Annotated in this window: 11 protein-coding genes, 1 pseudogene and 1 riboswitch; of the genes and pseudogenes, 8 read left to right on the top strand and 4 right to left on the bottom strand. The window is 41.8% G+C overall.

The window, feature by feature from the left end:
- A pseudogene (locus tag B3D47_RS01840) lies at positions 1-357 on the top strand (Na+/H+ antiporter NhaC family protein); the annotation flags it as partial.
- A 47-nt stretch (positions 358-404) separates the two neighbouring features.
- Here the strand turns inward: B3D47_RS01840 and B3D47_RS01835 are convergent.
- Entirely contained in the window at positions 405-1,445 is a 1,041-nt protein-coding gene (locus tag B3D47_RS01835) for a helix-turn-helix domain-containing protein (protein WP_004816127.1), read from the bottom strand.
- A 143-nt stretch (positions 1,446-1,588) separates the two neighbouring features.
- Here B3D47_RS01835 and B3D47_RS01830 point away from each other — a divergent pair, with 143 nt between their 5' ends.
- On the top strand, positions 1,589-2,467 hold the full coding sequence (locus B3D47_RS01830; protein WP_004816124.1) for a metal-dependent hydrolase: 879 nt from the start codon (positions 1,589-1,591) through the stop codon (positions 2,465-2,467).
- Positions 2,468-2,516: 49 nt separating this feature from the next.
- On the opposite strand, the gene B3D47_RS01825 is transcribed toward B3D47_RS01830, so the two are convergent.
- From B3D47_RS01825 to B3D47_RS01815, 3 genes are all read right to left on the bottom strand, one after another.
- The gene (locus B3D47_RS01825; RefSeq protein WP_004816121.1) at positions 2,517-3,509 is read right to left on the bottom strand and encodes a DUF2804 domain-containing protein; all 993 of its coding nucleotides are present in this window, start codon (positions 3,507-3,509) and stop codon (positions 2,517-2,519) included.
- Positions 3,510-4,095: 586 nt separating this feature from the next.
- Positions 4,096-5,325, bottom strand: a complete 1,230-nt coding sequence (gene trpB, locus B3D47_RS01820; RefSeq protein ID WP_004816119.1) for a tryptophan synthase subunit beta — start codon at positions 5,323-5,325, stop codon at positions 4,096-4,098.
- Entirely contained in the window at positions 5,309-5,950 is a 642-nt protein-coding gene (locus tag B3D47_RS01815) for a phosphoribosylanthranilate isomerase (RefSeq protein ID WP_004816116.1), read from the bottom strand. The genes trpB and B3D47_RS01815 overlap by 17 nt, the downstream gene beginning before the upstream one ends.
- A 145-nt stretch (positions 5,951-6,095) precedes the next feature.
- Positions 6,096-6,314: riboswitch (cobalamin riboswitch) on the top strand.
- A 38-nt stretch (positions 6,315-6,352) separates the two neighbouring features.
- On the opposite strand from B3D47_RS01815, the gene B3D47_RS01810 reads away from it, so the two are divergent.
- From B3D47_RS01810 to B3D47_RS01785, 6 genes are all read left to right on the top strand, one after another.
- A complete protein-coding gene (locus B3D47_RS01810) occupies positions 6,353-8,191 on the top strand; it encodes a TonB-dependent receptor plug domain-containing protein (RefSeq protein WP_286859632.1) in 1,839 nt (612 codons plus the stop codon).
- A 94-nt stretch (positions 8,192-8,285) separates the two neighbouring features.
- Positions 8,286-8,870, top strand: a complete 585-nt coding sequence (locus B3D47_RS01805; RefSeq protein ID WP_004816112.1) for a cob(I)yrinic acid a,c-diamide adenosyltransferase — start codon at positions 8,286-8,288, stop codon at positions 8,868-8,870.
- 145 nt (positions 8,871-9,015) lie between these two features.
- Complete coding sequence (locus B3D47_RS01800; RefSeq protein WP_004816109.1) at positions 9,016-9,729, top strand: glycerophosphodiester phosphodiesterase; 714 nt, start codon at positions 9,016-9,018, stop codon at positions 9,727-9,729.
- Between the two features lie 516 nt (positions 9,730-10,245).
- Positions 10,246-11,412, top strand: coding sequence for an acyl-CoA desaturase (locus tag B3D47_RS01795; protein WP_004816108.1), 1,167 nt, complete (start codon positions 10,246-10,248; stop codon positions 11,410-11,412).
- Between the two features lie 125 nt (positions 11,413-11,537).
- Complete coding sequence (locus B3D47_RS01790) at positions 11,538-12,983, top strand: protein adenylyltransferase SelO (protein ID WP_004816105.1); 1,446 nt, start codon at positions 11,538-11,540, stop codon at positions 12,981-12,983.
- 790 nt (positions 12,984-13,773) lie between these two features.
- Positions 13,774-14,537: KGG domain-containing protein (locus B3D47_RS01785; protein ID WP_286859631.1), on the top strand; the 764-nt coding region annotated here is incomplete at its 3' end.

The raw sequence follows: 14,537 nt of genomic DNA, 5'->3' as shown, positions 1-14,537 counted from the left end.
CGTTTATTTAAAGTTGGCCGTCAACGTGCCGGTGAAATTGGTATCAGTTTTCTGGTAATTTTCTCGAACCTGTTTGTGGCCAATAATACCGTGGCGATCATCTTGTCTGGTGATATGGCACGTGAAGTAGCAAAAGAATATGGCGTTGATCCAAAACGATCTGCTGCCTTGATGGATATTTTCTCTTGCGTAGTTCAAGGTCTGATTCCTTACGGCGCACAGCTATTGCTGGCCTGTTCGATTGCCAAGCTGTCTCCGGTAGAATTGATTGGTGGCGTTTATTATTGCTGGATTCTGGCGATCTTTGCAGTACTGGCAATTGCGTTTAGGTTTCCCCGACTCAAAGCAAATGCTTAAGCAGTAAAAGTAAAAATCAGCGATCCTTATGGGTCGCTTTTTTATTTCTATTTTTCTTCCTTTGTTTTGAAGAGTTTTCGTGCCTGTAAAAGTGTTTGTCCTGTTGCTGCCTTATAGGCACGCGCCAATGCAGATTGATCAGAATAATCCAGCTGCTGAGCAATTTCATTCAGGCTAAGTCCCTGCTGTAATAACATCTCACAGCGTTTCATTCGCTCCTGTTCCAGCAACCTTTTAAAGGAACTGCCCTGCTCGCTTAAATAACGCTGCAAACTGCGTGATGACATCCATAACTGCTGTGCCAGTTGCTCAATTTTAATTGCTCGATATTCAGTACGTAGCTGATCAGCAATAATTTTTCGTGCCTGCTGTAATATTGATTCATTTGAAGACCTGGTAGCAATGGCTTCTTCAGCCTGGCGGACGAGCAGCTGTAACAGCATCGGATCAGCCTGTTCTGACTTGAATTGTAAGTCTTGTAAGTCCAGCTCAAAACTATAATAGGCCTGAGAAAAACGCACGTCCACGCCAAAAAATTTCTGATAATGCCGTTGCGCCATCAACGGTGCATGAGCTAACCGAACACAACGTAATACCAGCGGATGATCCTGTAAAATATAACGACCCAGTTGCACCATCGCTGCAATCGTTAATTCATTCAGCAACTGATATTTCTCATGCAGAAAATCCCAGTACAGTTCAATACTTTGTTCATGCTGTTTTATCTGCAGAGGGACAAACTCACTACCATCCACTACTAGCCGTTGAAAACGCATGATATAACCGATCATCTCGGAAATACTGCTACTTTTCGAGGCCATATAACCCAATACCCCAAAATGCTCCGGACGAATAGACTGGACAATTTCAAAAATTAATTGCGGGCAATGCAGATACGTTTGGGTCCTTTCAATAACGGTGTTTAATAACTCAAGAGGAACTTCAGTATCAAAAGGCTGGTCAATTAAATGGCGCAGTGGAGTATTTAGATCTTCAAGAAAATCAGCCTGCAGGGGTTCTATATTCAGACTGCGCAGATGCGTAGCCCACAGTTGAATATAACCATTTGATATTCTTATGTCCTGCATGTGTAATTCTCTATGAGTGCAGCAATTTGACAAGTTTTATTTTCATTTGGCGTAAAATGTATAAAAATTGGCAATAACTGTCAAAACAATTTGTGTAATGGTCGACATACTGTCAGCATCGACATCAACAAGAATGACAAAAGATGAATGCACCATTAAAAACAACTGTACAGCCGGTGGTTCGCACCAATCTTGACTTTAAACTTGATGAAATTCCTCGCTTCTGGTTTGGCGGTGATCCTTTCCTAACCCGTATGTTTGACGCCTTGAGCCTGACTTTCCCGGATGGTGAACGCTACTTCATTCAAAGCGTACGCCTGTTCCGCGACAAAATTACCGATCCTGACCTGCAAAAACGTGTAGCAGACTTTATTCGTCAGGAAGCACAACACGGTATTGCGCATGAAAAGATGAACCAGATCATGAAACAGCAAGGTATGCCAGTAGATCAGTTCATTCAGCGTTTAAACAGAATTTTTAAATTCGAACTGGAAAAACGCCCACCTCAATACAACATTGCCATGACCGCTGCGGCTGAGCATATGACTGCGCTGATGGCCGAAACCTTCTATGCTTATAAAGACACCTTGAAAGAAGCGCATCCTTATGTGCGAGCTCTATTTGCCTGGCATGCAATCGAGGAAATGGAACACCGTGATGTTGCTTTTGATGTGATGAAACAAGTGGGTGATGTACCAGAAAATCTACGAAAGTTCACCTTAGCATGGACCAGTATATTGATGATCGGCTTTACCATTTATCGGGCCAATGTGATGTTAAAGCATGACGGCTTTACGCCACGCCAACGTCTGCAGATGAATATTCGCGGCCTGCCATGGTTCTTTGGCAGAAAAGGCAAGCTGACCCGTATGGGCAAACAGTATCGTGACTGGTTTAAAAAGGATTTCCATCCTAGCCAGCATCCCGTGATTGCTCAATACGATGTCTGGGTAAAAACACTGAGTGAAACCGATGATCCAATTCAGGCGGGTGAAGCATTCTGGCGAGCAGCTAAAGACTAAAAAATAAAAGAAAAAAGCCTTTAACTAAAGGCTTTTTTCTTGCTGATGATTACCATTTGGCATAGTGCTGTTCGAGCAAAGCATATTCATCTAGCAATACATATTCCTGATCATCCTGCTGAATGGTCCCGGATACTCGTGCCTGCCATTGGCTAAACTGGCTACCGACCAGACGCAGATTCAGATTTTCATAACGGCGCCAGCCCGTAGTCACACGCAAATTTAGCTTCTCATCCAGTGAGTGTATACTCCACTGATTTTCTGACTCCTGCTGAAACAGCACGTCGGTCAAGGCATAAATCTTGCCGTTGACCCATAAACAGTTTTCATTGCCAAAGCTTTCATTCACGCCTGATGCAAGATTAATTCCAATCCGGTTCTGCCTAGTATCCCAGAAATTACAGGATAACCAGAACCATGCTGTTTCGGGACGCAGAAAACCACAGGTATCATCCAGTGAAGCAAAGGTACGTTCATTAAACTGGATGGTCTGCCCTTGTTTGTTAACAAAATGTCCTTCACAGCCCAAAGTCGTTAATTTCTGGGTATAAGTCCAGCCATTAATACCTGTTGGACTACACATACTGAGTGGATCTGTTCCGGCACAGAAAATCCGGGCACTCAGCTTTATATCTCCATATTTGGTCACAGTGATATAACGCACACCATTGGCATGCTGAATTTCAATCTGGTATGGAGATTTATGAAAATAACTATGATTAAACAGCGGCTGTTCATCTAAAACAGTGTGACGTGACAGAAAATTGATCGCATTCCATTCCCGCACTTCATTGGTCTGATGATCATAGATATAGAAGAAACCATGCCCTGCCCAGGCAATATCAGCGATCGCCACGCCAATACTGTAGTGTTCATGCTGAATGCTACAGAATTTGAATTTTTTGTATTTAAGATGCTTACGCCAGCCGGCAACAATCTGGCCATAAGGAGTTTTGTACTGGTAAGCGTTGTAATCAATACTTTTGGGAATTTCTTTGAAACGTCCGTAACGGGGTTGTCCATTTGCCTGAATTAAATCCATATAAGGCATTCCATCTAAGTCGGAGAGTTTATACAGCCGTGTTCAATATTATGCTAATTCCTTAGTCTTGATAAGGAAATTTTTCTACCGTTTATCGCCAAATTACTAGCAAGAATTTGATTTCATTTGAATCTTATTCTTTTTCGGAGGATCCAAAATTTTAGTTATCTGTATAAGAGACATTTTTTGCGACATGGATGTCGGTTATTGAGCAGCATTATCAGGATGTAATGTCTGCTGATTAAAAAGCCTTTGGTTACTTTGGGCTTTTCCAGAATAATATCTACCTGAAGAAAAGTTTTTGAAGCATGTTTCTCACACACCCATTTTCATTATAAGTCTGCATATTGATTCTTTAGTAAATCCTTACTTTTGTTTTGGCAAAAGTAACAAAACTATTTTGTATTTCTGATGCTACTTTCCTGTCTCACAGAAATACGGGGGACATCCATGTCGCTGATTCACGATTCAAATTTCTGGAAAATATTCCATCTTTTTAAAAATAAAAAATCGCACTCAATTGCTTGAATACGATTTTTAAATCCTCCCCACCCTCCTCTTTCGTAAAAAGGGTTAGGGAGATTATTTACATCTCAACCATTTCCACGCCATCAATACCTGCAACGGTCATCAAGTCTTTATCACCACGACCTGAAACAGTGGCAATGATGATCTGGTCTTTAGACATCGTTGGAGCAAGTTTGGTTACGTATGCCATCGCATGTGAGCTTTCTAGCGCAGGAATAATACCTTCGATCTTGGTAAGATCACGGAAACCTTGTAATGCTTCTTCATCATTGATCGGTACGTATTTCACGCGATCCATATCTTTCAGGAAGCTGTGTTCCGGTCCAACACCCGGATAATCCAGACCCGCAGAAATCGAATGCGTTTCGATAATCTGACCTTGTTCGTCAGACATCAGATAAGTACGGTTACCGTGTAGCACACCGACATGACCAGCATTCAATGGTGCAGAATGCTTACCACTTTCGATACCATGACCTGCTGCTTCAACGCCATACATTTTCACATCTTGATCATTCAGGAATGGATAGAACAAACCCATCGCATTTGAACCGCCACCGACACAAGCAACCAGAGCATCCGGAAGACGACCCGCCTGTTCCAGAATCTGACGGCGTGCTTCACGACCAATAATCGATTGGAAATCACGAACCAGTTGCGGATACGGGTGTGGGCCTGCTACCGTCCCGATTGCATAATATGTAGTATCAACATTTGTCACCCAATCGCGCATTGCTTCGTTCATGGCATCTTTCAAAGTTTTAGAGCCACTTTCTACTGCAACAACTTTTGCACCCAACAAACGCATACGATACACGTTCATGGCCTGACGTTTTACATCATCTGCGCCCATATATACAACACATTCAAGACCCAAACGTGCTGCGATGGTTGCTGTTGCAACGCCATGCTGACCTGCACCAGTTTCCGCAATAATACGTTTTTTACCAGACAGTTTTGCCAGCAGCGCCTGACCAATCGTGTTATTTACTTTATGCGAACCTGTATGGTTCAAGTCTTCACGTTTCAAGTAAATTTGCGCACCACCCAACTCTTTCGACCATCGTTCAGCATGATAAAGCGGACTTGGACGACCTACGTAGTAAGCGAGGTCACGGTCGAATTCTGCCAAAAACTGTTCGTCATTTTTCATACGGAAATACAGCTTCTCCAAGTCTTCCAGAGCTGCCATAAGAGTTTCTGACACAAAACGCCCGCCATGAATACCGAAATGCCCTTTTGCATCAGGGAATTGGGTATAGTCAATCACATTATTTTGCTGATCCACGTAGGACTCCTTGCATAAAGCGTTCGATGAGTTGTTGGTCTTTAATACCTTTTGCGGACTCGACACCGCCGCTCACATCCACCGCATACGCATGTGTGGTGAGAATTGCCTGTTCGATATTGTCAGGATTTAATCCCCCTGCCAAGATCAAAGGAATATTGAGTTTAGGGAAAGTGGTCCAGTCAAAACTATGCCCAGTTCCACCTTTTAAATCTGGATGCCATGCGTCTAACAATACTGCACTTGCGCCTGCATCCTGATATTTTTGAATTTCAGCTACTACATCCAGACCGGGTTTGACCTGAATGGCTTTGTACCAACGGCGTCCAACCTGTCTGGCAATCGACTGACACTGCTCTGGTGTTTCATCACCATGAAATTGCAGGATATCCAGCGGCACAGTTTTTAAAATAGTCTGAATTTCATCGGCACTGCTATTTACGAATAATCCCACTGCCTGTACATAGGCAGGAACTGTCTGAATCAGTATTTCAGCCTGCGCTAAAGTCACACTACGCGGACTCGGCGGATAAAATACAAATCCAATCGCATCACAGCCTGCATTGACTACAGCATGTACATCTTCAACTCGGGTAATTCCACAAATTTTGGCACGGGTTCGCATATTGATTTGGCTCGAAAATTTCCTCAATGTCATAGCCGATCTATAAAATTGAGCAAATCATTGTAAAGCAATTTTTATAGCTTGCGTAAAGTTCGATCTGATATTTATTTATTCAGATTGTTTAAATGACATGCTCGACTTATACTGCGCTCAACTTGCAACAAGTCAAAGCTTTCTGCTTTAGGGAAGCTGGTGTAAATCCAGCACTGCCCCCGCAACGGTAAAAAATGAAACGTCAATCAGTTTAAACCTCAGGTTTACACCACTGCATATAATGATATAGAGATGTGGGAAGGTGGATTGGCAGCATGGCAACGGCCCTGCACATTTAAGTCCGGATACCTGCTTGTTGTGTTCTTTAACTCAATCATTCACGGGGAGTGAATGTATGGAGCACATATCATGACTATTCAATTTCAGCCTGCTGCTTTAGCGGGTTCGATCGCACTTGCGTTGGGTTTCGCATCTTCTGTTTATGCTGCAGAGCAAAGAGTAGCGAAAATGGCTTTAGATACGATTGTCGTTACGGCTACACGTTCTGAGGAAAAAATTGAAAATGTGCCAGCGCGAATTTCGATTATTGAGCCACAAGTCCTTGAGCAATCTCCTATAGCCTCATTTCCTGAGCTTTTAAAATCAGAAGCTTCAGCAAATATTGTCCAATTAGGTGACTTGGGACAGCAATCCTCAATTTTTCTTCGGGGTACAAACTCGACTCAAACGCTAGTTCTACGGGATGGTGTCCGCTTAAATACCGCAACTACAGGTGCTGCAAGTATTCCTTTCCTTGATACGACCGATATCAAGCAAATTGAAATTCTCAAAGGCCCAGCATCTGTACTTTATGGAACAGATGCTATTGGTGGTGTGATACAACTCATTTCGAAAACGCCTGAAAAAACAAGTGCATTTGTTACTGGAGAAATCGGCGAAAATAAAACTTATAAATCATTGGTAGGCGCTGATCTGGCCGAAGACGGACTTTATGCCCAAATCCGTGGTCAACGCTTAGAAACAGATGGAACAGCAGTTAAAGAAATTAAAAATAACCCTAAAGCTGCTTTCGAACAAAAAGGCTATAGTGCCAAAATTGGTGTAGATAAAGATGCTTACGGTCTGTCTTTAGACTACAGCCAAAATGAAGGCAACAGCCAATATGATAATTTTGGTGCTTTGACCGATCAGGATTTCAAAAATGAAATTATTAACCTGAAAGGTCATATTCAAGTCCAGCCTTCTATTGAACTAAATGCACGATTATCTCAGTTCAAAGATGATCTGTATCAAAATGATCCTAATTACCTTGGCGAACTTGATTATGTATTAAGTAAAACTCAGGAAGCTGAACTATACGGTAAATGGCAAATCACCCCTCACCAAAATATTTTACTTGGTTCCACTTTCCAGAATATTAAAGGTGACGTTTTATCATATGGCAAAAAATATGATACCGACGTAGATTCTCAAGGTTATTACATTCAACACCAATACAATCATTCTGGCTTAAACACACAGGTTGGCCTTCGTATTGAAGATCATGAACAATATGGTACTCATACAATAGGACAGGCTGCTGTTCGCTATCAGATTCTGCCACTAACTAGTATTTATACAAATATCGGTACAGCTTTCCGTTCACCCACATTGAATGAGCTATATAGTTCATCTGGCAATCCGGATTTAAAACCGGAAGAAAGTATTTCTTATGAAATCGGTTTAGATCAAAAACTTACTTATGGGTTTAGTAGTGGTATTTCCCTATATCGAAATCAAGTAGATCATTTAATTGATGCGACTGGTGCAACGGGTTATAAATTTAAAAACTTGGACAAGGCGACATTTGAGGGTACTGAAGTTTACCTGAAATGGGCTGGCGAACATCTTTATGCGAATGCAACATACAATTATGTACGGGCCCAAGATGATTCCACAAATGAAGATTTGAGCCGTCGCCCTCGTCAAAAAGCAGCATTTACGACTGGTTGGCAGGAACCAACTTTTGGTTTTTCTACTACCCTGACTGCTAACTCATCTTCTGATAATAGCGCATACGATAATGTCCGTATTCCAGGTCATTTCAATATTGATATGCATGGTTATTACAACGTTAATGAAGCTGTGAAGTTATTTGCTAATATTCAAAATGTGGGTGATAGCAAATATCGTACAGCTTATGGTAGCGGCAGTTACTACATCAACGGCGGCCGCCTTGCCTCTGCCGGTGTAACTTTCAAATACTAATTTCATCCAGCTTGAACAAATACTTTTGAGGATAATGTCATGCCTGTGGCATTATCCTTTTTAAATTGAGATATCAAAATTTTAAGGAAATTACATGGGCCACCGTTTAAGTAAAATCTATACCCGTACCGGCGATTCAGGAACTACAGGTCTCGGTGATGGTTCACGCGTTGCCAAGGATGATTTACGTATCACCGCTTTGGGTGATGTTGATGAACTCAACGCAACCATTGGTGTATTACGCTCCCAGATCAGCATAAGTCCAATTGAAGATAAAGCGACTTGGGACAAATCACTTAGCCTGATCCAGCACTGGTTGTTTGATTTGGGTGGTGAGGTCTGTATTCCCGGTTTTAACTTGGTTCAACCGGTATCTATTGATTTTTTAGAAAATGATATTGACCGCATGAATGAAGCCTTACCAATGCTGAAAGACTTTATTTTGCCAGCAGGTTCATTGTCTTGTAGCTATGCCCATCAGGCACGCGCTGTTTGCCGTCGAGCTGAGCGCAGTGTCATGTCTGTACATAGTCGTGACCAGAATATTCAGGCAACCTCACTTCAACTACTTAACCGCCTATCAGACTGGTTATTTGTAGCTTCACGTACCTTACAACGTGCTGAAGGTGGTTCTGAAGTACTATGGCAGAAAAATATCAATGAAACTATTGATCAATAAAACCGCTAAAACTTATTAAACTCCACAGAAAAATCTGCGTCGACGATCTTTGCAATAAAGTTCCAATGGCGCAGAATATCGTCATTGTTCCGTCATAATTATTCGACATCATGTATTTATCTTTATTTTTTCAGGTTATCGCAACATGCGTATAATCGGCCATCGTGGTGCGCGTGGGGAAGCACCAGAAAACACCCTCGGTGGATTTCAATATATTCAGGAAATCGGGATTCGCGCGGTTGAGTTTGACGTACGTCAACTTAAAGACAATGTCTTGATTATTATGCATGATGATGATTTTGTACGTACCACAGGCCAGCAAAAGCATCTCTATGAATGCAACCGTGAAGAACTGTCTCCATATAATCATGCCGTACAATGGTCTGAATGGAATCAGGTTGAACCAACTCCTCTTTTAAATCAGACTTTAAATGTCATTCAGAACTTTGATCATATCGAAGTCGAAATCAAAGAAGTGGCTTCCGAAGCTGCCGCGGAACAAATCACCCTGGAATTACAGCAACAACTCCAGGGCTTTGAACATTCAGCTATTATCACCAGTTTTGATGCCAAAATTCATGCTGCACTGCAACAACAAAAATCACAGTTTAAGCGTGGTTTATTGATTGAAACTGATGTAAAACATAAAGCCATTGATCAGGCACTTGAACTGGGTTGTTGTCAGATTGGCTGGATGAATGAATTGGCCAACAAAGAAATGATTAAGGCAACTCAAACTGCCCAACTGAATATCAGTGTATGGACAGTCAACGATATTGAGCGTGCCAAAGAATTACGTGATTTAGGTGTACAAGGTTTAATCACTGATTATCCTAAACTTATGCTGCAACAACTCTAAAGATAATAAATTTTTTGTTTTCTCCACCTCTTAGATTTAAGAGGTTTTCTTTTAATTGTCAGATAGTGAAAAGCTGAGTAAACATATTGCTATACATCTGTATCTAATCTTATTAACAGTGTACTCATTATGAAGAGCTTCCATGAAAGTACGGACCTGATGGTCATGACTGATGATACACTTTTAGAACGATTTATTTCGACCTTATATTTATATGACTAATACTGATACACGCCTGAACTAAATAGAAATTTTCTGCTTCGTAACGGGTCAAATTCTTAATTTTGGTGGTTAAAAACTGCACCTTATCACAGCTTAAAAATGTCACATTTCGTTTTAATTATTCTGTTACTCATAAGTACAATACACCTGTGCAATAAAGCTAGTGCCACCCTATTGCCCATGTTAATATGCATAAGTTCAATCCCCTATAAAGCTTAGAGGATTTGGCCTTTTAGATATACCTTCCTAGGTTCAGAGACATCTTCTTCCTAGGTTCCAGGAGTGCTGTTGGAGATGAATGCTCCCCTACCTCAAGCCCCAATTAACTGGGTCGCTGTATTTGCTTTGGTTGCATTGCCAATCGTAGCTGTCATTGCGATCCCGTTGTATGCGTATCACCATGATTTCAGTCTTGCTGCCTGGATCAGTATGTTTGTTTTACTTGGCGTTAGTAGTCTTGGTATTACAGCGGGTTACCATCGTCTTTGGGCACATCGTGCTTATGAAGCGACTTTACCACTAAAAATCATTTTGATGATCATGGGTACATTTGCTGTACAAAATAGTATTTTATACTGGGGCTCAGGTCACCGTACCCATCACCGCCATGTCGATGATGTCGAAAAAGATCCATACTCGATCAACAATGGTTTCTGGTATGCGCACCTGGGCTGGATGCTTCGTGATTATCCGGCAGCAGAACCGAACTACAAAAATGCACCTGACCTGCAGAATGACAAAGTCGTAATGTTCCAGCACAAGTACTATGTACCGCTGGTGATTGCTGTGCATGCTGCGATTCTGCTTCCTATTGGCTGGGCAGTAGGCGATGTCTGGGGTGTATTGTTACTCGGTGGTCTAGTTCGTCTGATTCTGAGCCATCACGTGACTTTCTTCATTAACTCATTGTGTCACATGTGGGGTTCACGTCCATATACCGATGAAAATACAGCACGTGATAACTTCTGGTTAGCAATTGCCACCTGGGGTGAGGGTTATCATAATTACCATCACATTTTCCAGTACGATTACCGTAATGGGGTGAAATGGTGGCAGTATGATCCAACAAAATGGTTGATCTGGACCTGCTCTAAACTGGGTCTGGCAAAAAACCTACGCCGTATTCCAAGCTTTAACATCAAGAAAGCTGAGCTGGCAATGAAGTTTAAATATGCCGAGCAAGATCTTGCCGTGTATGGTCATGATGTTAATGAAGACATTGCCAATGTCAAAAGCAAGATTGCTCTTGAATATGATGCTTTCACACAAACCCTGAATGACTGGGCTAAGCTAAAAGAAAAAGAAATTCAAGTGAAAAAGGCAGCAGTTGCTGAAAGAATCCATCAGATGGATGACAAGTTGAAGATGGAATTCCAGCTGGTGGAGCAACGCCTGTCTCATCACCGTGAAACTCTGAATTTACTGGTTCGTAACCTGAAAAAAACGCCAGTATCTGAATAATTTAGATCCTGTACAAATGCTCCGAATTCGGGGCATTTTTTATTTATAGCTGGTCAAAAATGATCAACAGTTTTCGTTATCATTCTTTGTTATAGTGAACTAAACATACGTTAAATCTGATTGCTATGCACTTTAATGCCCGTTATAACACGCTCTCTTCCCGCCTCTATCATCATCAACAACCGGTTCCATTAAAAGGACCTAAAGCAGGTCATTTCAATGAGGCTTTGGCTGATCAGCTGCAGTGGTCGGAACAGGACAAAGCTGAATGGATGGAAATTTGTAGTGGTCAGAAAACTTTTGCTGAATTTGAACCCCTCGCAATGGTATATGCCGGGCATCAGTTCGGCCAATGGGCGGGACAGCTCGGTGATGGACGCGGTCTATTGATTGCACAAATTCTAGATAAAAATAATCAGACTATTGACCTACATTTAAAAGGTGCTGGATCTACACCATATTCCCGCATGGGCGATGGTCGTGCTGTATTACGTTCAGTTATTCGTGAATATCTTGCAGGCCATGCCCTAAACTGTTTAGGTATTGCTTCCAGTAATGCTGTTGGTTTTACCTCCTCTGCTCAAGGGATTCAGCGTGAAAAACTTGAACCTGGCGCGATGATGCTACGGACTTCCGAGTGTCATATTCGTTTTGGTCATTTTGAATGGATTAATCAGTATCAACCTGATCTTTTAAGTGAATTTGCCCAAAAATGTATTGAGTGGCATTATCCAGAATGTCTTGAAGCAGAGCAGCCGATTCTGGCATTTGCAACAAAAGTCATTCAACGTACGGCTGTGATGATTGCGAAGTGGCAACTGGTCGGCTTTGCTCATGGCGTCATGAATACCGACAACCTGAATATCACCGGTTCTACACTGGACTTTGGTCCTTATGGATTTATGGAGCGTTTCCGCCCGAACTGGATCAATAACCACTCGGATTATCAAGGGCGTTATACCTATCAACAGCAACCAAGTATTGCCCACTGGAATTTATGGCAATGGCTGAATAATCTTGTACCACTTTGCCCTACTGACTATGACAGGGAACAATGGAAGCAGGATTTAGCAGCTTGTTTAGAGCATTACGAGCCGACTTTTCTGGAGCACTATAAACTCGGTCTAAATCAAAAAATGGGCTTGCCAGGTTTTCACAAAGACAGTTTTGATTGTGCCATGGCGTTCCTGCGTATCTTGCAATCTGAGCAATTGGACTACACGCAAGGCTTTATCCGTTTGCAGAATAAAGAGTATGACGTCATTAAGGATGATTGCTTAGACCGTCGTGCTTTTGAAAGTTTCTTGAGCCAGTATAAAACTATTCGCGAGTTTCAAGATACCACTGAGCTGGATACGCAAATGACTAAAGCCAATCCACATTATATTTTGCGTAATCATATGGCCCAGAAAGCCATCGAGCTTGCTGAAGCAGATGACTTCTCAGAAGTAGATCGCCTGTTCAAGTTACTTGGCCAGCCATTTACCAAGCAATCAGAACTCGAACAGCCTGAAGATTTAGGCCCTTTACCAAGTGATGTCCCAGAAGTCATGGTGAGTTGTTCATCTTAATTTATTCACAACTTTCCACTAAGCTGTGGATAATATTTAAATTATCCACAGCTTTTCTTTAAATTATTCAAAGCTTATGACCTTGCACCCAATAGCATCTGAAAATCACACTCTCTCCATGAGGTCAGTTGTACCCAATCGTTCAGTGAGAGCAGTGATGTATACAGTTAAGCTGAAAATTGAATATAGAAAAATACTACGAGATATTTACCCTTATATCCGCACCGGTTAGCATATGAATAAAAAACATTAAATTATAAGATTGGAAGAGCCAAATCTCGATGCCTCTCCAATCAAAGAGTTGATAAAAAACTCTTATCAACAGATGGCTTTCAATTTATCTCGAGTGAAACAGAAAGATATTGAACTATTGAAGCAGATCAAATTATCCACCTTCTAAAAAATTATTTATTATCTCTTATATTATTATTTCTATTTTATTAATTATTTAAATTTATAACTGAGCTTATTATTTTAATAAAATAATTAACAGACTTAACCTAGTAAATTTAAATATATAGTTAGACATCTCAGAATATATACACAACTCCTATTTTTCTTCTCTCTATATTTTTTATGCGTAAAACAATGAGATTGAATTGTCGTTCTCTCTAATTAAAAAATACAGATTAACAACTAACTCTTCATTTTCTAATAATAAAAATAAAAACTGGTATTACTATTTTTAAATTCAGTCACATAATATCCCTTCTGTATTTAACTTTTAGCTCCTACCTTAGTACAGGCAAATTAACCTTTGCTGAAAAAAATAATTTAAAGGAAGGAAAACATGGCAACTCAAGATAATGATAATGATACAGATACTTCAAATCGCGGATTTGCAAGTATGGACTCCGAAAGACAACGAGAAATAGCAAGTCAAGGCGGTCGAGCTGCCCATGCCAGTGGAAATGCTCACGAATTTAGCTCTGAAGAAGCCAGAGAAGCAGGACGTGCGGCTCATCGAAGCGGTAATGCACATGAATTTACCTCAGAAGAAGCCCGTGAAGCTGGTAGCCGTAGTCATTCAGGACGCAGCAGCAGCTATGATGACGATGATGACGATCGCGGTCGCTCAAGTGGTCGTGGCCGTGGTCGTAACCGTGATGACGACGATGACGATCGCGGTCATTCCAGCGGTCGAGGTCGTGGCCGCAGCCGTGATGACGACGATGATGATGACGATCGCGGTCGTTCCAGCAGTCGAGGTCGTGGCCGCAGTCGTGATGACGACGATGATGATGACGATCGTGGTCGCTCAAGTGGTCGTGGACGTGGTCGCAACCGTGATGACGACGATGATGATGACGATCGTGGACGCTCAAATGGTCGAGGCCGTGGTCGTAACCGTGATGACGATGATGATGACGATCGTGGTCGTTCCAGCGGTCGTGGCCGTGGTCGCAGCCGTGATGACGACGATGATGACGATCGTGGCCACTCAAATGGTCGAGGCCGTGGTCGCAGCCGTGATGACGATGATGATAACGATCGTGGCCGCTCAAATGGTCGAGGCCGTGGTCGTAACCGTGATGACGATGATGATGACGATCG

It is taken from the genome of Acinetobacter sp. UBA3461 (genome assembly GCF_002381195.1).
GTDB lineage: Bacteria > Pseudomonadota > Gammaproteobacteria > Pseudomonadales > Moraxellaceae > Acinetobacter > Acinetobacter schindleri.
Note: the sequence above shows the minus strand (reverse complement) of the source record. Positions and strands in the feature narration are given on the sequence as shown.

Bases quoted from the DNA above. Each gene is read 5' to 3' on its own strand.
- B3D47_RS01835 (WP_004816127.1), bottom strand. From the start codon at position 1,445: ATGCAGGACATAAGAATATCAAATGGTTATATTCAACTGTGGGCTACG.
- B3D47_RS01830 (WP_004816124.1), top strand. From the start codon at position 1,589: ATGAATGCACCATTAAAAACAACTGTACAGCCGGTGGTTCGCACCAAT.
- B3D47_RS01825 (WP_004816121.1), bottom strand. From the start codon at position 3,509: ATGGATTTAATTCAGGCAAATGGACAACCCCGTTACGGACGTTTCAAA.
- B3D47_RS01815 (WP_004816116.1), bottom strand. From the start codon at position 5,950: ATGCGAACCCGTGCCAAAATTTGTGGAATTACCCGAGTTGAAGATGTA.
- B3D47_RS01810 (WP_286859632.1), top strand. From the start codon at position 6,353: ATGACTATTCAATTTCAGCCTGCTGCTTTAGCGGGTTCGATCGCACTT.
- B3D47_RS01805 (WP_004816112.1), top strand. From the start codon at position 8,286: ATGGGCCACCGTTTAAGTAAAATCTATACCCGTACCGGCGATTCAGGA.
- B3D47_RS01800 (WP_004816109.1), top strand. From the start codon at position 9,016: ATGCGTATAATCGGCCATCGTGGTGCGCGTGGGGAAGCACCAGAAAAC.
- B3D47_RS01795 (WP_004816108.1), top strand. From the start codon at position 10,246: ATGAATGCTCCCCTACCTCAAGCCCCAATTAACTGGGTCGCTGTATTT.
- B3D47_RS01790 (WP_004816105.1), top strand. From the start codon at position 11,538: ATGCACTTTAATGCCCGTTATAACACGCTCTCTTCCCGCCTCTATCAT.